The sequence below is a fragment of the Pollutimonas thiosulfatoxidans genome (genome assembly GCF_004022565.1).
GTDB lineage: Bacteria > Pseudomonadota > Gammaproteobacteria > Burkholderiales > Burkholderiaceae_B > Pusillimonas_D > Pusillimonas_D thiosulfatoxidans.
Window position 1 is genome coordinate 2277361 of record NZ_CP022987.1, and the last position, 23815, is coordinate 2301175.

Sequence of the window (23815 nt, forward strand, 5' to 3'; positions counted from 1 at the left end):
GGGATACCAATGAATTGTCGAGAACGCTGCGGAGCATGCTGTACGGCGCCCTCCATCTCCAGCCCCATTCCAGGCATGCCTGGAGGAAAACCCGCCGGTGTTCGCTGCGTTCAGCTCGACGATGACGAGAAATGTAAAATTTTTGGGCATCCAGACCGACCTGCAGTTTGTAGCTCATTGAAGCCAAGCGTTGTGATGTGTGGTGAAAGCCGCGAACAGGCAATGCTTTGGCTGGGGCAGCTGGAAGAGCAAACCTCCCCGTTCGGTAATAAATAGCATAGGCCCAGAAATATGGCTCGCTATACCAACATCCCACAACGCCGCAACTCAGACATCGCCTTGCCAAGCCCGATCCCACATCAGCAGCATCCATAAAGGCGTGGGTGGCCGGGTGTTCCGCCCGGCGACTTCGCGGGCTCGCCGCGGCCAGTGTCGATTCGGGGATGAAGGGCGCGGCTGTCTGAGGAGCGCAGCGACGAGTTCCGCGACCGCCCCGAATCGGCACTGGCTGACGGGCAATCCCGGCAAGGCCGGGATCGAGACCGCTAAGCCGGGCGGAACACCCGGCCACCCACGCCTCTTAAGAACGAACGGATATGCGACCAACAAAAAGGGTAAAATGGCAAAAATGCCCTTTCTATGGAGTCTTCTATGACCTCTGAAGCGATCGATCAGCTAAGCTTCGCACCCGCCTCCGAAATAAAGAAACAAGGCTGGCGCGGCATCATGCGTAGCGTGTCAAGAACCGGGAAACTTGTAGTCACCAACCATAAGCAGCCCGAAGCAGTCATCCTGTCCGTCCCGGAATATGACCGCCTGATGCAACTGGCCCACAGCGCAAAAAATCGCACAGACGATCCTCTGCAAGCCCTGCGTGAACGCTTCGACCAGCGACTTTCCTCCCTGAACGCAGCCGACGCCGCCGACCAGTTGCGCGATCTAATGAACCAACCAGCCGCCCTATCCGGCAAAGTCAAAGCCGGCGCATCCTATTAATGCCCAGGCCCGCCCTATACGTGCTGGCAGGCGTCAATGGCGCCGGGAAAAGCTCAATCGGTGGTTATCACCTAACGCAGGCCGGCCTCGCGTGGTTCAACCCAGATACCTTTGCCAGAGCTCTAGTATTGGAAAACCAATACAGCCAACAAGACGCCAACGCGCAAGCATGGCAAGAAAGCGTGCGCCGCCTCGATGAAGCCATCCAAAACCTGCGCTCTTTCGCTTTCGAAACCACACTGGGCGGACTAACCATCGCCCACAAGCTCCAATCTGCCACGCAAACCCACGACGTCATGATCTGGTATTGCGGCCTGCGCAGTCCCGAGCAACACATCGCCAGAGTCAAGTTGCGCGTAACCCAGGGAGGCCACGATATTCCCGAAACCAAAATTCGCGAACGCTGGAATAGCTCCGTACAGAACCTGATCGCCCTCATGCCAAGGCTTGCGCACCTACGCGTCTACGACAACAGCCATCAAGTCGACATAGGCGCCGCCATCCCCGACCCCCTCCTGCTGCTTGAACTCGCGCAAGGTCGACGACGGTTCCCCGCCACAATACAAGAGGCAGCCAACACCCCCGACTGGGCAAAGCCAATACTCGAAGCGGCCTTCACCCTCGACAGCTCGCGCGATCTAACCATGTAACTCAAAGCAGGTCATTAAAGTAACGCCACGTGCGCCACACCGTTCCACTGCCATCAGCAACCGCAATAGCACGTCCCCACATCAGCCCATCCATAAAGGCGTGGGCGGCCGGGTGTCCCGCCCGGCGACTTCGCGGGCTCGCCGACGGCCACTGTCGATTCGGGGATGAAGGGAGCGGCTGTCTGAGGAGCGCAGCGACGAGTTCCGCGACCGCCCCGAATCGGCGCTGGCCGACGGGCAATCCCGGCAACGCCGGGATCGAGACCGCTAAGCCGGGCGGAACACCCGGTCACCCGCGCCTCTTAAGAACGAGGTTCTGTTAAGAAGAACGGCGTTGGTTCAAGGCACAACCGCCGTCACTTCAATCTCCACCCGCGCCCTATCCTCCACCAGATCAGCCACCTCCACCGCCGTCATAGCCGGAAAATTCCGCCCTATCACCTCCCGGTAGTGGCGCCCCACATCACGCAGCGCCGCAACATACTCCTGCTTGTCGCAAACATACCAAGTCATGCGCGTAATATGCTCCGGCCCGGCACCACCCTCCTTCAGGATGGCAACAATGTTGCGCAGCGTCTGGCCCACCTGCTCGGCGAAATCATCCGTCTCGAACTCTTGCTGCTCGTTCCAGCCGATCTGCCCGCCTACAAACAACAGGCGGCTGCCCACCTTCATTTCCGTCATGATGCCGTTGGCGTACCCGCGCGGCTCCACCCAGCTGGGCGGCTGCAAAATCTTCATTGCGTGATTCCTTGTTCAGTTGCTTGCTTGCGCAAAACGAAGCGCTGTAATTTTCCTGTTTCAGTCCTTGGCAGACTGTCCACAAATTCGATAGCTCGCGGATACTTATAGGGCGCGATCGCCGCCTTGACGTGCTCCTGTAGGGCTTTGACCATAGCCTCATCGCCCTGATACCCCGGCTTGAGCACCACGAAAGCCTTGACGATCATGCCGCGCTGCTCGTCCGGCTGCCCGACCACCCCGCATTCGGCCACGGCGTCGTGCAGCAGCAGTGTGCCCTCCACTTCCGGGCCGGCAATGTTGTAGCCCGCCGAAATAATCATGTCGTCGTTGCGGGCCTGATAGTACAGATACCCGTCTTCGTCCATCGCAAAGGTATCGCCCGGAAGATTCCAGCCCTGCTGGACGAACACCCGCTGGCGCTCGTCGTCCAGATAGCGGCAACCGGTGGGGCCTTTCACGGCCAGGCGACCGACCACGCCCGGGGCCACCGGCTTGAACGCTTCATCCACGACCTGGGCGACATAGCCGGGCACCACCTTGCCGATGGCGCCGCGCCGCACATCGGCTCCGGCACTGGACACGTACACGTGGATCATCTCGGTGCCGCCTATGCCATCGATCATTTCGATACCGGTGGCTCGCTTCCATAACTGTCGTGTTGCATCGGGCAATGCTTCGCCCGCCGACACCGAATTCTTCAGCGAAGAAAGATCGTAGTTGCTGACCTGCGCCGCCATTTTTCGATAGAAAGTCGGAGCGGTGAAGGTCATCGTCACCTTGAAATCCTGGACAGTTTGCAGCAACTGCTCGGGCGTCAGCTTCTCGGCCAGCACCGTGCTGGCACCCACCCGCAAGGGAAAGCACAACAGCCCGCCCAAGCCAAAGGTAAATGCCAAAGGCGGCGTCCCGCAAACCACATCGTCCGCATGCATCTTGAGCGTGTGGCGCGAAAACGTGTCGCACATGGCCAACACGTCGCGATGAAAATGCATGCAGCCCTTGGGTTTGCCCGTGGTGCCGCTGGTAAAGGCGATCAAGCAGATGTCATCGACCGCCGTGTCGCAACTGGTGAACTCGGCCGGCTTGCCGGCCGCCAACGACTCCAGGCTGTCAGCCCCTTCATCGTGGAAATAGCGCAAGTGCTTCAGATCGGCGCAATAGGCCGGATCGTTTTCGTCCATGCAACGCTCGACTTCCGCAGCGAGACGCTTGTCGCACAACACAGCCTGAATCTTTGCCTTGTCGATGGCTTTTTTCAGTTCGCCGGCGCGCAGCAAAGGCATGGTGGGGACAGTAACCAGGCCGGCCTTGATCGCGGCCAGCCACGAGGCCGCCATCATCACGTTATTGGGGCCGCGCAGCAAGATCCGGTTACCCGGCTGCAGCTGCATGTCCTGGACCAGCACATGCGCAATGCGGTTGGTCAAGACCATGAGTTCGCGGTAAGTCATGGTCTTGCGCTCTGTACCATCTTGCCACCGCAAGGCCACGCGCTCGCCCATGCCCTGCTCGACCAAGTCGTCGACCAGCGCCTTCGCGCAATTGACGCGCGACGGATAGGCTACGTCGGGATTGCCGTCCAGCAGCAATTCGGGCCATTCATGTAGGGGCGGAAGGTGGTCCCGCGCAAAGGTATCGGTATGGGCGGATGCTTCCATGCTTGTCTCCTGTCTCGTTGTATGAGCGCTGGCAGTACGCGGGCGGCCGGCGTGTAGCCAGTCGCCCGACCAGGCCTATGGCTGCTTGGCTTCCAGGTCTTTTAATAGTTCACGCGCAATAATCAATTTTTGGACTTCGGTGGCGCCTTCATAGATGCGCAGCGCCCGTATCTCTCGATAAAGCTTCTCGACCGGCGCACCCGACACGACGCCGGCGCCGCCAAACATCTGCAACGCACGGTCAATGACCCGTTGCGCCGACTCTGTCGCTGCCATTTTCGCCATGGCGGCCTCGCGGGTAGTGCGTACACCTTTGACATCGCGCAGCCATGCCGCGCGGTAGGTCAGCAAGGCTGCAGCGTCGATGTCGCAAGCCATGTCACCCAGCGCGGCCTGAGTAAGCTGCAAGTCGGCCAGGCGCTGGCCGAACATTTTGCGCGATGTGGCCCGCGTCAGCGCCTCGTCCAGCGCACGGCGAGCAAACCCCAGTGCCGCCGCCGCCACCGAAGCGCGGAAGATATCCAGCGTCATCATGGCCAGCTTGAACCCCTGGCCCGGCGCGCCCAGCATCTGGGTACGCGGAATGCGGCAGGCCTCGAAGCGCAATGTGGCCAGCGGATGCGGCGCCATCACATCGATGCGATCGGCGATGGTCAGGCCCGGCGTGTCGGCATCGACCACAAAGGCACTGATGCCACGCGCGCCCGGGGCTTCACCTGTCCGCGCAAACACGCAGTAAAAGTCTGCGATGCCACCATTGGATATCCAGGTTTTCTCACCATCCAGCACGTAATCGTCGCCGTCAGGGACGGCCGCGCATGCCATGGCCGCCACATCGGACCCGGCATCGAGTTCGGACAAGGCAAAAGCGGCAATGGCCTGGCCGCTGGCGACGCGCGGTAAATAGTGCTGGCGCAAGGCATCGCTACCAGCCAGTGAAATGGCGCCACTGCCCAAACCCTGCATCGCGAAGGCGAAATCCGCCAGCCCATCGTGGCGCGCCAGGGTTTCGCGCAAAATACACACAGCACGCGAATCGATTTGAGGCCAACGGCCGCCCCAACTGCCATCCGGGCCTTGCGGGACCGCAAACTGCAACCACCCGCCGCGGCCCAACTGGGCAACCAGGTGGCGGCAGGCCGCATCCGTATCGGAGTGGTCCACATTTTGCAGCGTCGCGGCGCACCAGTCTTCCAGGCTTTGCGCCAGCTCGTGATGCTTCTGATCGAAGAACGGCCAGTCCAGCCAGCTAGCGTCGCGCATCAATCCCCCTGGAATACCGGTTTCTGTTTCGCCACAAAGGCGTCGTAGGCGCGCCGGAAGTCCTGGGTCTGCATGCAGATAGCCTGCGCCTCGGCCTCTGCTTCGATGGCTTCGTCCACGCCCATATTCCATTCCTGGTGCAGCAACTTCTTGGTGATGCCGTGGGCAAATGTGGGGCCATCGGCCAACTGGCGAGCCAGCTTGTCGGCCGCCGTCAGCACCGCATCGGACGGGTGCAAGGCATTGAAAAAGCCCCAGGCCATACCTTCGTCTGCCGTCATGGCGCGTCCGGTGTACAGCAGCTCGGAAGCACGCCCCTGGCCTATCATGCGCGGCAACAAGGTGCATGCGCCCATGTCGGCGCCAGCCAGGCCGACGCGCGTGAACAGGAAAGCGGTGCGCGCTTGCGCCGTACCGACGCGAAGATCGGAGGCCAGCGCGATCATGGCGCCTGCACCCGCACAGATACCGTCGACCGCCGCCACGATGGGCTGCGGGCAGGCGCGCATGGCTTTGACGAGATCGCCCGTCATCCGCGTGAAGTCCAGCAACTGCGGCATGGTCATTTCAGTGAGCGGGCCGATAATCTCGTGGACATCGCCTCCTGAACAGAAATTTCCGCCTGCCCCGGTTATGACGACAGCCTTGATGTCGGTGGCATAGACCAGCCCACGGAACAGGTCGCGCAGCTCGGCATACGAATCGAAGGTCAGCGGATTCTTGCGCTCGGGCCGATTCAGCGTGATGGTGGCCACCTTGCCGTCCTCGGATACCTGCCACAGAAAATTCTTGGCCTGATAGTCGGCGTAGGGGCGCTTGTGATGCGCCATCGTGTGTACTGCCTGTTCCATTCCATACTCCTTGTGTTCGATAAGGGGCGGCCCAGGGAAGCTCTTGTTCAGAGCTTCCCTATCCTGCCATGACCTCTCCGCCATCCACCGGGATGGCCTGTCCGTTGATTGATGCCGACGCCGGGTCGCACAGCCACCCCACAGTACCGGCCACTTCCTCGGGCTGAACCAGCCGGCCTTGCGGGTTGCGCTCGGCCAAGCGGGCTTTGGCCTGCTCTGGCGTCATACCGGTTTTCTGGGTGATGTTGGCAACGGCATCGTGCACGATATCGGTTTCGGTATAGCCGGGGCACACCGCGTTGACGGTCACCCCCTTGGCGGCGACCTCGAGCGCAACAGCGCGTGTCAGCCCCACGACGCCGTGCTTGGCTGCGCAATAGGCACTGACATACGGATAGCCGATCAGCGCAGCGGTGCTGGCAACGTTGACGATGCGCCCCCAACCTGCCTGCAGCATGTCTGGCAAGGCGGCCTGCATGCAGTGGAAGGTGCCGCCCAGGTTCACGGCGATCATCTGGTTCCAGTGGGCCCGATCCACACGATCGAAGCGCTGGCTGCTTGCCTGGCCGGCGTTATTGACCAGGATGTGTATGGTGCCGGCCCGTTGCCGAGCTTGCCCCATGGCTTGCTCTACCTGGACGGGGTCGGCGATATCGCCCGTGACATAGCCGGCGCGGCTGCCGGCGGCCAGTTGCTCGACCGCCTGTTGCAGCGAGCTGGCATCGCGCCCCATCAGCGTAATTTGCGCACCCATGCCCGCAAGCTTGTGCGCGATGGCCAGGCCAATTCCGCGTGACCCGCCCGTAACGATGGCGTGGCGACCGGACAAGGGAAGATGGTTGCTCATTTACCGACGGGCTGCGCGTAGGCAGCCGCCCTTTCAAAGTTGGTTTCCAGCTGACGCTTGGCGGGGAAGTACTGTCGCGGCCAACTGACATCCTGATAGCCGATGCGTGCAGACTCGCGCAGCGTCCATGCCGCGTCGGCCAAGTGCGGCCTTGCCAGCGCGCAAAGGTCTGCCCGCCCAGAAGCAATAATGCTATTGACGTGATCGGCCTCGAAGATGGCGCCGACCGCAATGGTGGGCACGCGCGCTTCGTTGCGGATGCGGTCCGAGAAAGGCGTTTGATACATGCGCCCGTATACCGGTTGCTCGGCCTTGCTGACCTGCCCCGACGAGCAGTCCACCATGTCCGCACCGGCGTCCTTGAAGCGCCGCGCGATCTCGACGGCGTCATCGGCGGTGATGCCGCCCTCGACCCAATCATGAGCCGATATGCGCACTGACATGGGCAAGTCTTGCGGCCATACAGCGCGTACGGCGTGGAAGACTTCAAGTGGATAGCGCAAGCGCTTGTCCAGCGAGCCGCCATATTCGTCAGAGCGGTGGTTGGAAAGCGGCGAGATGAAGCTGGACAACAGATAACCGTGGGCACAGTGCAGCTCGAGCCAGTCGAAGCCGGCTTGCGCGGCACGCTGCGCCGAGGCGACGAACTGATCGCGCACTTCAACCATCTGAGCCCGCGTCATGGCCTGCGGCACCTGAGAGACACCTTCGATATACGGAATTGCCGATGCAGACACCAGGGGCCAGTTGCCTTCGTTCAAGGGCATGTCGGTGCCTTCCCAACTGACGCGTGTCGAACCCTTGCGTCCGGCATGGCCCAACTGTATGCCCAGCTTGGCGTCCGTGTTGTCGTGTACGAAATCGACGATGCGCTTGAAGGCGAGCATTTGCTGATCGTTCCACAGCCCTGGGCATCCCGGGGTGATGCGGGCCTCCGGCGACACGCAAGTCATTTCGACCATAACCATACCGGCCCCGCCCATCGCACGGCCGCCCAGATGGACCAGATGGAAGTCGCCAGGCACGCCGTCGACGCTGGAGTACATCGCCATGGGGGAGACCATGATGCGGTTTTTCAACTGTACGCTGCGCGCTTTATAAGGAGTGAGCATGGGCGGCACGGGGTGCAGTCCACCTGTAGCGACGCCGGCGCGCTCGGCCATCCACTTCTCGTAGCCTTCCAGCCACTGGGAATCGCGCAGCCGCAGGTTTTCGTGCGAAATTCGCTGGGAGCGTGTCAGCAACGAATAGGCGAACTGTTCGGGCTCGAAATCAGCATAGCGCTCGACGTTCTCGAACCACTCGGTGGAGTTGCGGGCGGCATTTTGAATCTTCAGGACCTCCACGCTGCGGACATCCTGATAGTGGTCCAGCGCCGCCGACAGATCGTCGGGATGCGCCTGTATGGAGCGGTGCAGCTCGATGGCATCTTCCAGAGCCAGCTTGGTTCCCGACCCGATGGAAAAGTGCGCGGTATGGGCGGCGTCGCCCATCAGGACAACGGGCACTTGCTGGCCATTGGGCAGCGCTTGTTTGTGCACCCAGGTATCGCAGATAACGCGCGGGAAGCGGATCCAGATGGCGGAGCCTCGCAGATGGCCGGCATTAGAGATCAGGGCATTGCCATCCAGCCAGGGTGCGAACAACTGCTCGCAATAGGCGATGCCGTCTTCCTGGCTCATGGTGTCCAGCCCCGCCGCCCGCCAAGTTTCGTCGCGGGTTTCGACAATGAAGGTCGCCATGCCAGGTTCGAACTGATAGGCGTGCGCCTGGAACCAGCCATGCTCGGTCTGCACAAAGGCAAAGGTGAAGGCGTCGAAAGTCTTGTGTGTGCCCAGCCACACAAACCGGCACTCGCGGGTGTCGATGTCGGGCTTGTAGGTATCGGCGTAACGGGTGCGCACACGGCTGTTCAGGCCATCCGAGGCGATGACCAGATCGGCCTGGTATTTGCGGGCGATTTCCTGGTCATCGGTCACGTCGGTTTCGAAGACCAGATCGACGCCTACCTGCTCGCAACGCGCCTGCAGGATGTTAAGCAGCTTCTTGCGGCCTATGCCGATGAACCCATGGCCGCTACTGCGCAGGCTGCGCCCCTTGTAGTGGATTTCGATGTCGTCCCAGTGATTGAAAGCCGCGCTGATCTGCTCGGCAGACACGGGGTCGGCTTCCTTCAGGTTCTCGAGCGTGGCATCAGAGAACACCACGCCCCAGCCAAAGGTGTCGTAGGGACGATTGCGCTCGACGACGGTAACCGTATTGGAAGGGTCTGCCAGTTTCATCAGCAGACCAAAATACAAGCCCGCCGGACCGCCACCTATGCATGCAATTTTCATTTTCTCTCCGTTGGACCCGACTTGCCGCCGCCATTTACTTTAGGTTTAAACTATATAACCAAAAAAAAGCCGGCGCAAGGACTTTTCGAAACGACGAGACTAAGGGGTTTCCCGCGCCAGGCTAGCGAGACAGGCCGTATATGGCCTGCAATAAACCGACACGTGACTGGCCAATGACTGCACCGCGCCAATCGTCGTGATCCGGATAAAAGGCAGCGCGGTGCGCCGCCTTCAGTTGCTTGCGCAGCGCGGCATCGGCCTGCGGGTGCGCGGCCAGCCAGCGATCCGCCCGCAAGGCCAGGAACACCTGGTCCATCGGCACGGTGCCATACTCGAGCGCCAGGAAAGTCAGTTCGGGTATGTCGGCGCACTCTTCCAGCAATGCCTGCATGCCCGTGCCGGCGATATCCACCGTGCTGGAGTCCGGGTCGGACACGGCCACCACGTCGGCGCCCCACCATACACACGCCCTGTCATACTCGGGCTGCCCCTTCTGCACAAATATCTTCTCAGCGTGCCCATAAGGCCCAAGGCCGGTGTGGTAGTCGATCCAGGCTATACGTTGCCGACCGCGCCCGTACTGCCCGATAATGTGGCGCAGCGTACGGTTGCTCCAGCTCGGTTCCTGTCCCCCGTAGAACAAGCCATCCGGATGGCTGTGCTGGCCCATCATCATGCCTTCGCGGTAGGCCTGCTCGCCCTCTTTGCGCCTGAACTCTTGTATGGCGGCGTCGTTGTCGGGCCCGGGCGGCCAGCTTTCAGGAATCAGCAAGGGGTGCAGGCTGCGATAATGCGGGTTGTCGCGCAAGGGCTTGCCGAAATCGCAAAAGTTGCGATTCAGGTCGATGTTGTCTTCGTTGGTACGATGCCCCCACGAGAACCCATAGGGGTTCACGGCATGCACCAGCAAGATACCCACACCCGCCGCAGCGGCCTTGTCCAGCAGTGCGGCATCGTGCAACAGTGCGACCTGGCAACCCGAACCGCAATAGCCCTCTTCGCCGTGCATGGCCGAGGTCAGTACCAGCAAGGCAGGCGCGTCTGCTGGGCCGAAGTAAGCGGTGTCCATCGACAGTGTTTCGCCCCCTGCCCCCTTGCTGACCGGGTTGACAAAGGATTGCAACTGGCAAGCGCGTTCGCGCCCCGCAGCCACGAAGCGCTCGCGCGCGTCGGCATAGCTGCGACCGAAATACTGTCCGAACATTGTTGTACTCCGTCATCGGGAAAAGGCAATTTACCACTAACATCTGATTGAAGATTAAACTATCTTTGCTTTTATATCCTGGGGTTACACACCGAACGTCATGAGCGATACTCTTTCGAGCACCAGAATACTGTCCGACATTCCCGATCTGGAAAGCCGCACCGTACCCGAAGACCACCATGATCTTCGCCTATGGCTGCGCATGCTGACATGCTGCAACCTGATCGAAAGCGATATCCGCACGCGTCTGCGCACCGAGTATCAGACGACCTTGCCGCGCTTCGACCTCATGGCGCAATTGCTGCGCGTGCCAGGCGGCATGAAAATGAGCGAGCTGTCCCAACACATGATGGTCACCAACGGCAACATCACCGGCATCACGGACCAACTCGAACGCGAGGGCTTGGTCGAACGGGTAAAGGTGGCAACGGACAGACGCAGCTCTTTAATTCGGTTGACCAGCAAAGGCAAGCGCACTTTCAAGAAGATGGCCCAATCACACGAGCAGTGGGTGCAGTCGATGTTCAGTGGCGTGTCGGAAAAAAGCCGGGCAGCGCTGTTTGAAGCCCTGGGCGAATTGAAGCTCGTGACGCAGGCCCGCATGGCCAGGCGCGACACCAGAGCCTAGGCTAGAATCAAAGCTTTCCCCAACCGCTGAACCGCTGCCATGGCCGTCAATCTGTACATCCCTCCCGAGTCCCAGATATTTCCCGTTGCGGGCGTCGAAATCGGCATCGCCGAAGCCGGCATACGCAAAGCCAATCGCCGCGACCTGACCGTGTTTCGGCTGGCCGCAGGCAGCAGCGTAGCGGGCGTGTTTACGCGCAATCGGTTTCGGGCCGCGCCGGTGCAGGTGTGCGAAGCGCATTTGGCTGCCGACCGCGGCATCCGGGCCCTGGTCATCAACACCGGCAATGCCAACGCCGGCACTGGCCAAAGCGGACTGGAGATCGCTCGCCAGACCTGCACCGCACTGGCCTCCTTATTGGACATAGAAGCCGAACAGGTCTTGCCGTTTTCAACCGGCGTCATCCTCGAGCCCTTGCCCCTGGATCGCCTCGTCGCCGCCTTGCCCACCGCTATTCGCGGCACCGCAGCCGACAACTGGTTCGCGGCAGCACACAGCATCATGACCACCGACACGCAGCCCAAGATTGTTTCGCAGCGGGTCGCTATCGGTAATCAAACCATTACCATCACCGGTATCAGCAAAGGCGCGGGCATGATACGGCCCAACATGGCTACCATGCTGGGTTTCCTGGCCACCGACGCCGGCATCGCGCCAGACCTGCTCAAACGCATGGCCGGGAGCATCGCCGACCGCTCGTTCAACCGGATTACCGTAGACGGCGACACCTCGACCAATGACTCCTTCATTATGGCGGCTACCGGCGCCAGCCCGCTGCGCATTGAGTCCGAATCCGACCCGCAGTACGAACCCCTGTATCGGGCGCTGACGGACGCCGCCGCCGAACTCGCCCAGAAAATCGTGCGTGACGCCGAGGGCGCTACCAAATTCATTACTGTACGGGTCGAGCAGGCCCTCAATACCGAAGAGGCCCTGAAGGTGGCCTACGCCGTGGCCCAGTCGCCCCTCGTAAAGACCGCCTTTTTCGCCTCCGACCCCAACCTGGGCCGCATCCTTTGCGCCGTCGGCTATGCCGGCATCGACGACCTGGATGTCAGCCGCACCAAACTGTGGCTGGGCGACGTACTGGTTGCCAGTCGGGGCGAACGCCACCCCGACTACCAGGAAGCCGACGGCCAGCGCGTCATGAAAGAGCCCGAAATTACGGTGCGCATCGCTCTGGGCCGCGGCGACGTCACCGAAACCGTCTATACCTGCGATTTTTCTCACGAATACGTCAGCATCAATGCGGATTACCGCTCCTGAGAGCGGCAAGCCCTTGACTTCCCACAACATTCGCGCCAAGCCCAACTTGACCGCAGCCACGCTCGCGCGCTAGAATCATGAGCTTGGCATTTGGCCAAGATTTATTATTTAGGAACTCCCACATGTACGCGGTCATAAAAACCGGCGGCAAACAGTATCGTGTTGCTGCAGGTCAAAAACTAAAGATAGAACAGATACCGGCAGACATTGGGCAAGAAATTACGCTAGACCAGGTACTTTCGGTTGGCGAAGGCGAGCAGCTACAAATTGGCGCGCCTTTGGTTACCGGGGCCGTGGTCACAGCAACCGTTCTTGCGCAAGGCCGCCACGACAAAATCAAGATCTTCAAGATGCGCCGGCGCAAGCATTACCAAAAGCGCCAGGGCCATCGTCAGAACTACACCGAAGTTCGCATCGACGCCATCACGGCCTAACGATCAACGACGGTTTGAATAGCAGGAGCTAAACATGGCACAGAAAAAAGGCGGCGGCTCTACGCGCAACGGTCGCGACTCAGAATCGAAGCGACTTGGTGTAAAAACCTACGGTGGCCAGCTGATCTCGGCCGGTTCCATCATCGTGCGCCAGCGTGGCACCCAGTTCCACCCGGGCGTCAACGTGGGCATCGGCAAGGATCACACCTTGTTCTCGCTGGTTGACGGCACGGTCAAGTTTGCCATCAAGGGCGCCCTTAACAAGCGTACCGTTTCGGTTGTTGCCGCCGAGTAATCTCAGCCTGGCACACCAGCAAAAAGCCCTGCCATAAAGGCAGGGTTTTTTGTTTTAGAATACCTACATCATGCAAAAGGCAGTCCCATGAAATTCGTCGACGAAGCCACCATCGAAGTCATTGCCGGCAAGGGCGGCAATGGCGCGGCCAGCTTTCGCCGCGAAAAATTCATACCGAAGGGCGGCCCTGACGGCGGCGACGGCGGACGCGGCGGCAGCATTTACGCTATAGCCGACCGCAACATCAATACACTGATCGACTTCCGCTACGCCCGTCTGCATCGGGGCAAAAATGGCGAAAACGGCCGCGGCTCCGACCAATACGGCGCCGCTGCGCCCGACATCACCTTGCGAGTGCCGGTGGGCACCACCATTCTGGATGCCGAAACGGGCGAGCAGCTGTTCGACCTGGACCGCCATAACGAAAAAGTCACCCTGGCGGCTGGCGGAGCCGGCGGGCTGGGCAACCTGCACTTCAAGTCCAGCACCAACCGGGCACCGCGGCAAACTACCCCGGGTCAAGAAGGCGAACAGCGCAAGCTACGGCTAGAGCTCAAGGTATTGGCCGATGTCGGCCTGCTGGGCATGCCCAACGCCGGCAAGTCCACGCTGATCAGCAAGGTCTCCAACGCCAAGCCCAAGATTGCCGACTATCCCTTCACCACCCTGCACCCTAATTTGGGTGTGGTGCGCACATCGCCATCGCACAGTTTTGTCATTGCCGACATTCCCGGCCTGATCGAAGGCGCGTCCGAAGGAGCCGGACTGGGTCACTTGTTCTTGCGTCACCTTTCGCGCACACGCGTGTTGCTGCACATACTGGATGTCTCTTCAGCCGATCCCGACGTCGATCCGGTCGAGCAAGCCGTGGCCGATGCCAAGGCCATCGTCGAAGAGCTGCGCCTGTACGACGCCGATCTTTACGAAAAGCCCCGCTGGCTGGTGCTGAACAAACTCGATATGGTCAACGACCCGCAAGACGTCCAGAAAAGGATATGCGCAGCACTGGACTGGACTGGCCCCGTCTTTACGATTTCGGCGCTGACCGGCGAAGGCACCCAGGATCTCACCTGGCACTTGCAAGAATGGCTGGACGCCGAACGCCAGCAAGCCAACATCGAGCAAGACAAGGCCGACGGCAGCTATGTGGCGGAAGACCCGCGTTTCGACGATACTCGTTCCGACGCCGAATAACCCTAACGCACCGCAATCTCGCTCATGGCCGCTACACAATCCACGGCACCTGCCGTCTCGCACGCTAAACGCCTGGTCGTCAAGGTGGGCTCTTCGCTGGTCACCAACGAAGGCAAGGGCATAGACGTTCAGGCCGTAGAGCAATGGGCCAGCCAAATCGCACAACTGCATGCAGGCGGCAAACAGATGGTGCTGGTGTCCAGCGGGGCCATCGCGGAAGGCATGGCGCGCCTGGGGTGGCCGCGTCGGCCCAACGCCATGCACGAGCTGCAGGCCGCCGCCGCAGTAGGCCAGATGGGACTGATCCAGGCCTACGAAGCCGCCTTTGCCCGCCATGGCATACGGACGGCGCAAATTCTCCTGACTCACGAAGATCTGGCCGATCGGCGCCGTTATCTCAATGCCCGAAGCACGCTGTACACGCTGCTCGGCCTGGGCGTGGTGCCCATCGTGAATGAGAACGACACCGTCGTCACCGATGAGATCCGCCTGGGCGACAACGATACCCTGGGGGCCCTGGTTACCAATCTTATCGAAGCCGAGGCCATGGTCATCCTGACCGATCAGACCGGCCTGTTCAGCGCCGATCCGCGCCGCGATCCGGACGCCACCTTCATTGCATTGGGCCAGGCCGGCGACCCCGCCCTCGAAGCCATGGCGGGCGGCTCGGGCAGCAGCATAGGTACGGGCGGCATGCTGACTAAAGTGCTTGCTGCCAAACGGGCCGCCAACAGCGGCGGCCATACGGTCATCGCCTCGGGGCGCGAACCCAACGTGCTGCTCAGACTGGCCGCCGGCGAGTCCATCGGCACCGAACTACGCGCCATCCTGCCAGTGCGTTCAGCGCGCAAGCGGTGGCTGGCCAACCACCTGCGCCTACGCGGCCGCGTCACGCTGGATGCCGGTGCAGTGCGGGCACTGACTCAAGGCCATAGAAGCCTGCTGGCCATCGGCGTGGTTGCCGTCGAGGGCGAGTTCGACCGGGGTGATGTCGTCGCCTGCGTGGATCAGCACGGCGTAGAGTGCGGGCGCGGCCTGATCAATTATTCGGCCGCTGACACCCGGCGCATCATGCGACAACCCAGCCAGCGCATTGCTGACATCCTGGGCAGCATGTCGGATCCCGAACTGATGCATCGCGACAACATGGTGCTCCTGCGCACCCAGACCAGCGCTACCGCAGCTACTGCTGAGCAGTAATAAACAGCGTCTCTTTGACTTCCTCCATGACCACACAGCTTTTGGTCTGTGTAACGCCGGGAAGCCGCAACAGGATGTCGCCCAACAGGCTGCGATACTGGCTGATTTCCTTGATTCGCGCCTTGACCAGATAATCGAAGTCGCCCGAGACCAGATGGCATTCCTGCACTTGAGGTATGCATAAAATTTCGCGACGGAAGTCGTCAAAACTGCGATCCGACTTGCTGGACATGGAAACTTCCACAAACACCAGCAAGCCCGCGTCCAGCGCCTGAGGCGAAACACGGGCGTGATAGCCCATGATGACGCCATCACGCTCCAGCCGTTTCACCCGTTCGATGCAAGGGGTGACAGTAAGCCCCACGCTTTCAGCCAGCTCGGTCATGGACATGCGGCCGTCTCGCTGCAGCAGGTCGAGAATATGCCGGTCGAGCTTATCAAGCACCGCCACCGGCGTTCGTTGTATGCGCATTTTTCCCGCCAATTAATCGATCGATGACTGGGCCGTCAGGCCGGTTCAGTGATTATTACTGATTTAGCGCATGGCCGCCGCCTCTACCAGAAAAATGGCCTGAAAAACACGATTCTTTAGGCAAAATGACTGCATCACCTCGTCTACCATCACGTAAACAGGATACGGATAGCACAACAGCATGAAAATCATTGTATTGGGGGCTGGCGCTGTAGGAGTAAGCAGCGCCTATCATCTTGCCCGTCTGGGCCATGATGTCACGGTGCTGGAGCGCTTGGAAGGGCCGGCACTGGAGACCAGCTATGCCAATGCAGGGCAGATTTCCTACGGCTACTCGTCGCCCTGGGCCGCCCCCGGCGTACCGCTCAAAGCCATCAAATGGATGTTCGCCAAGCATCCGCCGCTGTCGATCCGACCGGATGGCAGCCTTTACCAGCTTTGGTGGATGTTGCAGATGTGGCGCAACTGCGATGCACGCCGCTACGCCGTCAACAAAGAGCGCATGCTGCGCTTGTCCAGCTACAGCCGCAGTTGCCTGGACAGCCTGCGCGACGAACTGGGCATCCAGTACGAAGGCCGCCGCCAGGGTACTTTGCAGGTGTTTCGCGAACAGAAGCAGCTGGACGCCGTGGCCCAGGACATACAGGTACTGAAAGAGGCTGGCATCCACTACGAGTTGCTGGCGCGCCAGGACCTTGCGCGCGTAGAGCCAGCCCTGGCCCGAACCGCCGACAAGCTGGTCGGCGGCCTGCGCCTGCCCGATGACGAAACCGGCGACTGCAATGTCTTCACCACCCGTTTGGCGGCCGAAGCCGAACGCCTGGGTGTGCAATTTCGCTACGGCGTCACCGTGCAGCAGTTGGTGATGCAAGGGGGACGGGTGGCTGGCGTGGTGGTGGATGGCCAGATTTTGACAGCCGATGCCTATGTCGTTGCGCTGGGCAGTTGGTCGCGACCCTTGCTGAAAGGCGCGGTCAGGCTGCCGGTATACCCCTTGAAGGGATATTCGATTACCGTGCCGATTGCCGACGAACAATGCGCCCCGGTTTCGACCCTGTTGGACGAGACCTACAAAATTGCCATTACCCGCTTCGACCAGCGCATACGAGTGGGCGGCATGGCTGAAATTGCCGGCTACGACAAAACCCTGAACCCAAAGCGGCGCGAGACGCTGGAGATGGTGTTGGGGGATTTGTTCCCGGGTAGCTATTCGACTGAGGAACTGACATTCTGGACCGGGCTGCGCCCCAAGACTCCTGACAGCACGCCTATTGTGGGCGCAACCAGCGTACCGAACCTGTACCTGAACACAGGCCATGGCACCCTGGGATGGACGATGGCCTGCGGTAGCGGACAACTGATAGCCGACATTGTGTCGGGCCGGCCGACGGCCATACGCAGTGATGATTTATCCATAGGTCGCTATGCCTGACACGGGGCTCAACCCGTAAACATGTAGCCCCATTTGTGCACCGACTGCAAGGGGATGCTGGCGCCCTGCTGTGCACATTTACGACGCAGACGACTGACGGTTACCCCCAGCGTGCGCCGCCGCGCCGTTGCTTGGCCGTCGGCGTAAGCCGAATTTAGAGCAGCGACCAAGGCGCCATGCCTGGCGCTTTTTTCTGGGGAGGCCAGCAGCGCCGTAACAAATGCCCGCTCGCCCGTGGTAAGCGAGATGCGCTTGCCCTCGGGACTGACCAGCACCCAACCCTGCTCTTGAAGCGACCATGCACTGGCCGGCCGGCTGCTTTCGAGCGGCTGAGGCGCCACCGTGGCAGCGCGCGCCAGCAGCCGGAACACGATCGCCGCCAACAAGGCCGACGATGCCTCTTGCGGGCAATAGGCGTCGGCACCGTTATGCAGTAGCTGGATGACTTGCGACTCGATCGTGGTGTCGGCAAGGGCCACCATGAATACCTGCGGGTGCGACGCTCGCAAGTTGACTGCCATGGTGGCATTTTGTTCGGGCAACCCTGCCAGAATGACAGCCACGGCGGCATAGGCAAGCAGGCTTTCGTCAGTGGCACGGTAGAGCCCGGCCATGTCGGGATAGCGACGCACCGGCAGCCCATGTGCTTGCAGCCCGCCCACCAGCTCGGTAGCTGCGTATTGTGGGCAGCTATCGACGGGTGCGAAAAGCAATACAGCAGGGTCTGGAAACATGGCGAGCCCAGGAAGGTTACACGGACAGTCCCGACCCAATTTACCGTTATCCATCACGTTTGTAATCGGCATTATTACCAATGTGTTTGAATTACATCGTTCAATCACAAACGTGAACAACTTTGCCGATCGTCTACGCTATGCCCGCAAGTTGCGTGGCCTGAGCCAGTCTGCGCTGGCGGCTGCCTGCGGACTCTCGCAAGGAGCCATCGCCAACTACGAGAGCAAGGCCCGTCAACAGACCAAAGAAATTTTCCGCTTGGCGGCAGCGTTGAACGTAGAGCCTCAGTGGCTGGCCGAAGGCATAGGCCCTATGGAAAAACCCGAGGCACCCACAACTCCATCGGCTTTCCATGTTGCCGAGGCCAGCCCGGGAAGCCAGGCGCAACTATGGCCCTTTCCGACCGTGCCGGCGTCCGTAATTTGGTCGCTGACACCCCGGCAAAGGGCCATCGCTGAAGAGATGCTCGCCACCCTGGTTCAGTCTTTACAGACCAAATAGGTTGGCGACCTGACTTACTGCGGCTGAACCGCGTACAGGTAAAGCTCTACCCGACGGTTCATGGCGCGTCCTTCCACGGTGCCGTTGTCGGCTACCGGGTTGGAAGAGCCGCGGCCTTCAGCAGTCAGCTTGGTGGCAGGCACGCCCTGTTGCGCCAGGTAATTGGTGACTGCTTGCGCGCGGTTCACCGATAAGGTCTGGTTGGTCGCCTGCGAGCCCGTACTGTCGGTGTGTCCAATGGACTTCGCCCGCAACTCTGGGTGCTGAACCAGGGCGCGCGCTACGCTATCGAGCACGGGAAGCAACGCGGGCTTGAGCACATACTGGCTGCTATCGAACGACACATTGCTGGGTATATTGACCCGCAAGGTTCCATCCGGCATTTCGGTGACGTCGACGCCCAGGCTGCTGGCGCCCGATTTCTCAACATCGTTCTTGACGCCCGCCCAGTTGTAACCCGCAATGCCACCGGCCACGGCACCTATGCCTGCGCCAATGGCAGCCGCTTTACTGCTGTCGCCGATCAATGCACCGAGCCCGGCACCCACTGCGGCGCCCGCACCTGCTCCCATCGCGGTCTTTCCACCGGTACCCATCTCGTTCATGTTCGCGCAACCTGCCACCAAGGCAATCACACCGATACACGTGGCAAGTCGCCCAGTGCGCATGGAAATTTTCATAGAGTTCTCCTTGTTCGTCAGTGACAGCGTGGAAGCTGCCGCCAGCCATGCTACCAAGCAGGGCCGCCCCCGCGTGTTACCGTTTGGTTCAATGCAGGCCAGCTTGACCTTTGTTGACAGTGCCCATGAAAGGAAAAATCCCTGAGCGCGCGAGGCGGTCAGGGATCGAAGCTGCCAGTGCCCGGCGCAGAGCGCCCGGCACACACCGCCATCAGTGGTTAGAACAACTTCGCACCGGAAACCTCGACGATTTCCTTGTACTTGGCCAGATCGTTCTTTACCAGTTCAGCGAACTCTTCCGAGCTGGTGGGCTCGGAGTCCGAACCCATGGTCAAGAGGTTTTTACGCACGGCTGGGTCGCGCAAAGCCTTGACGTAAGCAGCGTTGAGCTTGTCCACGATGGCCTTGGGCGTGCCGCCGGTCGTGAAGACGCCGAACCAGGTGCCCAGGTCGAACTTTTCGATGCCTGCCTGTTCCATCGTCGGCAGATCGGGAAAGGCCGACGAGCGCGTGGTGGTCGTCACAGCCAGTGCCTTGACTTTGTTTTCGGAGATCAACGTTGCGGCCGAGGCCAAGTTGTCAAACATGAAGTTGGTCTGACCGGCCAGCAAAGAGAGCTTGGCGGGCGAAGAGCCGGCATAAGGCACGTGTACCGACTTGGTGCCGGTACGTACGTTAAGCAGTTCGCCGGCAAGATGTCCGGCACTGCCATTACCGCCTGAAGCAAAGTTCAGCAAGTCCGGATGTTTCTTGGCATAGGCAACCAGATCAGCGACCGTCTTTATATTATTGTCGGCAGCGAACTCGTTGTTCAGAATCAGTACGTTAGGAACCGAAGCGACCAGCGTGACGGGCTCGAAGCTGGTAATTGGGTCGAACGGGAGCTTCTCGTACAGCCAGGGATTGATGGCGTTGATCGCAACTGCGCCCATCACCAGGGTATAGCCATCGGGTTTTGCCTTGGCCGCTATGCTGGCACCGATATTACCGCCCGCCCCTGGCTTGTTTTCCACCACAACAGTGCCCAAGTCCGGCTGAACCTTCTCGGCCAGCAGGCGCGCCATGCCATCAAGCGGACCGCCGGGCGCGTAAGGCACGATGAAGCTAAGCGGCTTGGTGGGGAACTCTTCAGCCAGTGCGGGCGCGGCCAAAGCGGAAAACGCAACGCAAGCAGCGGCTGCGAGAGAGGTAAGGGGCTTGAAACCGGACATCATTGGGTAATACCTTGAAATAAGTGCAAAGGCAGTACCCTACACCAAATGTCGCTCTCGCGCTTGACCGAAGAACCGGACACTATGGGGCCTTCGTGGCTCAGTGCAAAATTTGGCTCAAGAACAGCTTGGTGCGTTCGTTTTGAGGGTGATCAAAAAAGGCGTCTGGCGTGTTTTCTTCGATAATCTCGCCCTGATCCATGAAGATGACGCGGTCGGCCACCTTGCGGGCGAAGGCCATTTCGTGCGTCACGCACAGCATGGTCATGCCGCTTTCCTCGGCCAGGCTAACCATGACGTCCAGTACTTCCTTGACCATCTCGGGGTCCAGGGCGGAGGTCGGCTCATCGAACAGCATGATCTTCGGGCTCATGCACAAGGAACGCGCAATTGCCACCCGCTGTTGCTGCCCGCCGGACAACTGCCCCGGGAACTTCAGGGCTTGCTCGGGTATACGCACGCGCTCCAGGTACTTCATGGCAGTGGCCTCGGCCTCGGCCTTGGACTTCTTGAGTACCCAGATGGGACCCAATGTAAGGTTCTCAAGGACCGTAAGATGCGGGAAAAGATTGAAGTGCTGGAACACCATGCCGACGTCTCGCCGTATGGTTTCGATTTGTTTCAAATCGTTGGTCAGTTCCTTGCCGTCAACGATGATGCTGCCCTGCTGATGCTCTTCCAGTCGATTGATGCAACGGATCATCGTTGACTTACCCGAGCCCGAAGGCCCGCAAATCACGATGCGCTCGCTGGGCGCGACGTTCAGATTGATATTGCGCAGTACGTGAAACTGCCCGAACCACTTATTGACATCTGCCAGGCGAATGATGGCCTCAGACATGTCTGTACTCCCTTGTTGTTAGCGCAGTTCAGCGCTGCTCTCCCGTACGCAAGTGCTTCTCCAGCGACTGGCTATAACGGGAAATCGAAAAGCAGAAAATAAAGTAAATGAAGGCGATGAACAGATACGCCTCGGTGCTGAAGCCGCGCCACGCGGCATCGGCCACTGCCGTCTTGGCGGCCAGGGTCAAGTCGAAAATACCGATAATCACCACCAGGGAGGTGTCTTTGAACAGCGCAATAAAGATACCGACCAGGGGTGGAATGACGACCTTGAGTGCCTGTGGCAGGATGATCTTGCGCATCTGTTGCCAGTAGCTCAAGCCCAGCGAATCGGCGCCTTCATACTGCCCCTTGGGAATGGCTTGCAGGCCGCCCCGAACCGTCTCGGCCACATAGGCCGCAGCAAAAAGGATGATGGCGATTTGCGCGCGCAGCAGTTTGTCGATGCTGAAGCCCTCGGGCAGAAACAAAGGCAACATGACCGACGACATGAACAGCAAGCTGATCAGTGGCACGCCGCGGATCAATTCAATATAAACGACACACAAGGCCTTGACGGCTGGCATGTGCGACCGGCGGCCCAGCGCCAGCAACAAGCCCAGGGGGAAGGCAAATGCAATGCCGAAGGTTGCCAAAATAAGGGTCAATGGCAGCCCGCCCCAGCGGTCGTTCTCGACATGGCTCATGCCCAGCACGCCGCCCCACATCAGTACCGCCACCGCCACCAGGGACACGATCCAGATAATGCCCAGGAAGGGTCGCCAGAACCACCGAACGCAACTGCAGACAATGACGGCGATGAGTATGATGCTGGCCAGCAAGGGCCGCCACTGCTCGTCGTAGGGGTAGACGCCAAATAGAATAAACCGGTGCTTCTCTACGATGAAAGCCCAGCAGGCCCCGCCCGACTCCCGGCATTCGGCAGCGCTGGTGGCATTGAAATCGGCCCGTATGAACAGCCATTCAATCAATGCTGGAACCGACATCAGCAGCAGCCACGCCACCAGCACGGTCAAGATGGTATTGAGCGGCGAAGAAAACAGGCTTGCCCGCATCCAGCCCCAAGTGCTTTGATGCGCCCGGGGCGGCCCGAGCTTCGCGGGCGCGGTTAGATCCTGGCTCATTTAGCGCTCCACCAGCGCGATGCGCTTGTTGTACCAGTTCATGAATACGGATATAGACAGGCTGACCGTAAGATAGGCGGCCATGATGATCAGGATGCCCTCGATAGCCTGGCCCGTTTGGTTCAAGGTCGTGTTCACGACGGAGACAATATCCGGATAGCCTATCGCCACTGCCAGCGAGCTGTTCTTGGTAAGGTTGAGGTATTGGCTGGTCATGGGCGGGATAATCACACGCAAGGCCTGCGGCAGTATGACCAGGCGCAACACGCGCGGGCGGCTAAGTCCGATGGCGCCGGCAGCCTCCCATTGCCCCTGGTTGACCGACTCTATGCCCGAGCGTACGACCTCGGCCACAAAGGCAGAGGTATAGATGACCAAGCCGGCAAGCAGCGCGGCGAACTCGGGCGACAGGTTCAGCCCACCCACGAAATTAAAGCCCTTGAGCTCCGGCAGCTCGACCGTAAGCGTGGCGCCGCTGATCAGCCACGCCACCGCCGGGAGTGCCAGCAGCAACACCACGCCGGTACGCACCAGCGGAAAAATCTGCCCGGTAGCCTCTTGGCGTTTCCGCGCCCAATGAGCAATCAGCACGATGACAACAATAGCCAGCGCGATACCGCCGAGGATCCAGTCCAGGGCGTCGCCGTGCAGGCTGGGCAACTTCAGCCCACGATTGGAAAGGAACACACCGGGCACGGGGTTTAGCGCATCGCGAGGCCCAGGCATGATCTCAGTGATGATGGCATACCAGAAGAACAACTGCAGCAACAGGGGAATGTTGCGCATGACTTCGATATAGGCGCTGGCCACACGGGCAACCAGCCAGTTCTTGGACAGGCGGGCAATACCCAGTATGGTGCCGAACAAAGTGGCCGCGATGATCCCCACGACGGAGACACGCAGTGTATTCAATATGCCGACCCAGATGGCTTTGCCGTAGGTGTCTGCAGGGGTGTAGTCGATGACGGATTCGCCAATGGCGAAGCCGGCTTCCCGATGAAGAAAGCCAAATCCGGTGGAAATATTACGTACGGCCAGGTTATGCAGGGTATTGGAAACCAGATACCAGACGCCCAAGCCTACGATGCCCAGCACGAGCACCTGATAGATGATCGATCGAACGCCCGGGTCGTTCCAGGACAGACGCCGTTTGGGCGTTTGCGGCAATAGAGTTATTTTCGTCATAGCGGTGCAATCGTTAGGGGACCCTGACGCAGCATCCCCAAGTGTTCGAAGGCTGGGCAGCGTGGT

Annotated in this window: 25 protein-coding genes; 11 read left to right on the forward strand and 14 right to left on the reverse strand. The window is 60.2% G+C overall.

The window, feature by feature from the left end; all coding sequences use genetic code 11:
* The first annotated feature begins 9 nt into the window (after positions 1-9).
* From CKA81_RS10970 to CKA81_RS10980, 3 genes are all read left to right on the forward strand, one after another.
* On the forward strand, positions 10-276 hold the full coding sequence (locus CKA81_RS10970; protein WP_128355307.1) for a YkgJ family cysteine cluster protein: 267 nt from the start codon (positions 10-12) through the stop codon (positions 274-276).
* A gap of 375 nt (positions 277-651) precedes the next feature.
* The gene (locus CKA81_RS10975; protein WP_164878383.1) at positions 652-996 is read left to right on the forward strand and encodes a type II toxin-antitoxin system prevent-host-death family antitoxin; all 345 of its coding nucleotides are present in this window, start codon (positions 652-654) and stop codon (positions 994-996) included.
* Complete coding sequence (locus CKA81_RS10980) at positions 996-1646, forward strand: zeta toxin family protein (RefSeq protein WP_128355309.1); 651 nt, start codon at positions 996-998, stop codon at positions 1644-1646. The genes CKA81_RS10975 and CKA81_RS10980 overlap by 1 nt, the downstream gene beginning before the upstream one ends.
* 339 nt (positions 1647-1985) lie before the next feature.
* On the opposite strand, the gene CKA81_RS10985 is transcribed toward CKA81_RS10980, so the two are convergent.
* From CKA81_RS10985 to CKA81_RS11015, 7 genes are all read right to left on the reverse strand, one after another.
* Complete coding sequence (locus tag CKA81_RS10985; RefSeq protein ID WP_128355310.1) at positions 1986-2387, reverse strand: RidA family protein; 402 nt, start codon at positions 2385-2387, stop codon at positions 1986-1988.
* On the reverse strand, positions 2384-4048 hold the full coding sequence (locus tag CKA81_RS10990) for an AMP-binding protein (protein ID WP_128355311.1): 1665 nt from the start codon (positions 4046-4048) through the stop codon (positions 2384-2386). The genes CKA81_RS10985 and CKA81_RS10990 overlap by 4 nt, the downstream gene beginning before the upstream one ends.
* A gap of 75 nt (positions 4049-4123) precedes the next feature.
* The gene (locus tag CKA81_RS10995) at positions 4124-5311 is read right to left on the reverse strand and encodes an acyl-CoA dehydrogenase family protein (protein WP_128355312.1); all 1188 of its coding nucleotides are present in this window, start codon (positions 5309-5311) and stop codon (positions 4124-4126) included.
* Positions 5311-6162, reverse strand: a complete 852-nt coding sequence (locus CKA81_RS11000; RefSeq protein ID WP_128355313.1) for an enoyl-CoA hydratase family protein — start codon at positions 6160-6162, stop codon at positions 5311-5313. Before CKA81_RS11000 ends, CKA81_RS10995 begins: the two co-directional genes overlap by 1 nt.
* Before the next feature lie 58 nt (positions 6163-6220).
* A complete protein-coding gene (locus CKA81_RS11005; RefSeq protein WP_128355314.1) occupies positions 6221-7009 on the reverse strand; it encodes an SDR family NAD(P)-dependent oxidoreductase in 789 nt (262 codons plus the stop codon).
* Positions 7006-9345: a bifunctional salicylyl-CoA 5-hydroxylase/oxidoreductase gene (locus tag CKA81_RS11010; protein ID WP_128355315.1), complete on the reverse strand. Its 2340-nt coding sequence runs from the start codon at positions 9343-9345 to the stop codon at positions 7006-7008. Before CKA81_RS11010 ends, CKA81_RS11005 begins: the two co-directional genes overlap by 4 nt.
* Positions 9346-9466: 121 nt before the next feature.
* Positions 9467-10549 carry a M14 family metallopeptidase gene (locus CKA81_RS11015; protein WP_128355316.1) on the reverse strand — a complete coding sequence of 361 codons (1083 nt, stop codon included), beginning with the start codon at positions 10547-10549 and terminating at the stop codon, positions 9467-9469.
* Positions 10550-10679: 130 nt separating this feature from the next.
* Between CKA81_RS11015 and CKA81_RS11020 the strand changes: the two genes are divergently transcribed.
* From CKA81_RS11020 to proB, 6 genes are all read left to right on the forward strand, one after another.
* On the forward strand, positions 10680-11177 hold the full coding sequence (locus CKA81_RS11020; protein WP_128356754.1) for a MarR family winged helix-turn-helix transcriptional regulator: 498 nt from the start codon (positions 10680-10682) through the stop codon (positions 11175-11177).
* 39 nt (positions 11178-11216) lie between these two features.
* Entirely contained in the window at positions 11217-12443 is a 1227-nt protein-coding gene (gene argJ, locus CKA81_RS11025; RefSeq protein WP_128355317.1) for a bifunctional glutamate N-acetyltransferase/amino-acid acetyltransferase ArgJ, read from the forward strand.
* Between the two features lie 122 nt (positions 12444-12565).
* Positions 12566-12877, forward strand: a complete 312-nt coding sequence (rplU, locus tag CKA81_RS11030; RefSeq protein WP_128355318.1) for a 50S ribosomal protein L21 — start codon at positions 12566-12568, stop codon at positions 12875-12877.
* A gap of 34 nt (positions 12878-12911) precedes the next feature.
* Positions 12912-13172, forward strand: coding sequence for a 50S ribosomal protein L27 (gene rpmA / locus CKA81_RS11035; protein ID WP_128355319.1), 261 nt, complete (start codon positions 12912-12914; stop codon positions 13170-13172).
* Between the two features lie 87 nt (positions 13173-13259).
* A complete protein-coding gene (gene obgE, locus CKA81_RS11040) occupies positions 13260-14366 on the forward strand; it encodes a GTPase ObgE (protein ID WP_128355320.1) in 1107 nt (368 codons plus the stop codon).
* Between the two features lie 24 nt (positions 14367-14390).
* The gene (proB, locus tag CKA81_RS11045) at positions 14391-15566 is read left to right on the forward strand and encodes a glutamate 5-kinase (protein WP_128355321.1); all 1176 of its coding nucleotides are present in this window, start codon (positions 14391-14393) and stop codon (positions 15564-15566) included.
* Here proB and CKA81_RS11050 read toward each other — a convergent pair.
* Entirely contained in the window at positions 15550-16038 is a 489-nt protein-coding gene (locus CKA81_RS11050; RefSeq protein WP_128355322.1) for an Lrp/AsnC ligand binding domain-containing protein, read from the reverse strand. The genes proB and CKA81_RS11050 overlap by 17 nt on opposite strands.
* Positions 16039-16219: 181 nt before the next feature.
* On the opposite strand from CKA81_RS11050, the gene CKA81_RS11055 reads away from it, so the two are divergent.
* Entirely contained in the window at positions 16220-17470 is a 1251-nt protein-coding gene (locus CKA81_RS11055) for a D-amino acid dehydrogenase (RefSeq protein ID WP_128355323.1), read from the forward strand.
* An 8-nt stretch (positions 17471-17478) separates the two neighbouring features.
* Here the strand turns inward: CKA81_RS11055 and CKA81_RS11060 are convergent, their stop codons facing one another.
* Positions 17479-18204 (reverse strand): winged helix-turn-helix domain-containing protein, encoded by a 726-nt coding sequence (locus tag CKA81_RS11060; RefSeq protein WP_164878384.1) that lies wholly within the window; start codon positions 18202-18204, stop codon positions 17479-17481.
* Between the two features lie 112 nt (positions 18205-18316).
* Here CKA81_RS11060 and CKA81_RS11065 point away from each other — a divergent pair, with 112 nt between their 5' ends.
* Positions 18317-18706 (forward strand): helix-turn-helix domain-containing protein, encoded by a 390-nt coding sequence (locus CKA81_RS11065; protein ID WP_164878385.1) that lies wholly within the window; start codon positions 18317-18319, stop codon positions 18704-18706.
* Positions 18707-18720: 14 nt separating this feature from the next.
* On the opposite strand, the gene CKA81_RS11070 is transcribed toward CKA81_RS11065, so the two are convergent.
* The 5 genes from CKA81_RS11070 to CKA81_RS11090 form a co-directional block, all read right to left on the reverse strand.
* Entirely contained in the window at positions 18721-19386 is a 666-nt protein-coding gene (locus CKA81_RS11070; RefSeq protein WP_128355326.1) for an OmpA family protein, read from the reverse strand.
* A 218-nt stretch (positions 19387-19604) separates the two neighbouring features.
* Entirely contained in the window at positions 19605-20600 is a 996-nt protein-coding gene (locus CKA81_RS11075; RefSeq protein ID WP_128355327.1) for a Bug family tripartite tricarboxylate transporter substrate binding protein, read from the reverse strand.
* 97 nt (positions 20601-20697) lie between these two features.
* Complete coding sequence (locus CKA81_RS11080) at positions 20698-21438, reverse strand: amino acid ABC transporter ATP-binding protein (RefSeq protein WP_128355328.1); 741 nt, start codon at positions 21436-21438, stop codon at positions 20698-20700.
* A 28-nt stretch (positions 21439-21466) separates the two neighbouring features.
* The gene (locus CKA81_RS11085) at positions 21467-22564 is read right to left on the reverse strand and encodes an amino acid ABC transporter permease (RefSeq protein WP_128355329.1); all 1098 of its coding nucleotides are present in this window, start codon (positions 22562-22564) and stop codon (positions 21467-21469) included.
* On the reverse strand, positions 22565-23749 hold the full coding sequence (locus CKA81_RS11090; protein WP_128355330.1) for an amino acid ABC transporter permease: 1185 nt from the start codon (positions 23747-23749) through the stop codon (positions 22565-22567). It lies immediately after the preceding gene.
* Positions 23750-23815 lie beyond the last annotated feature (66 nt).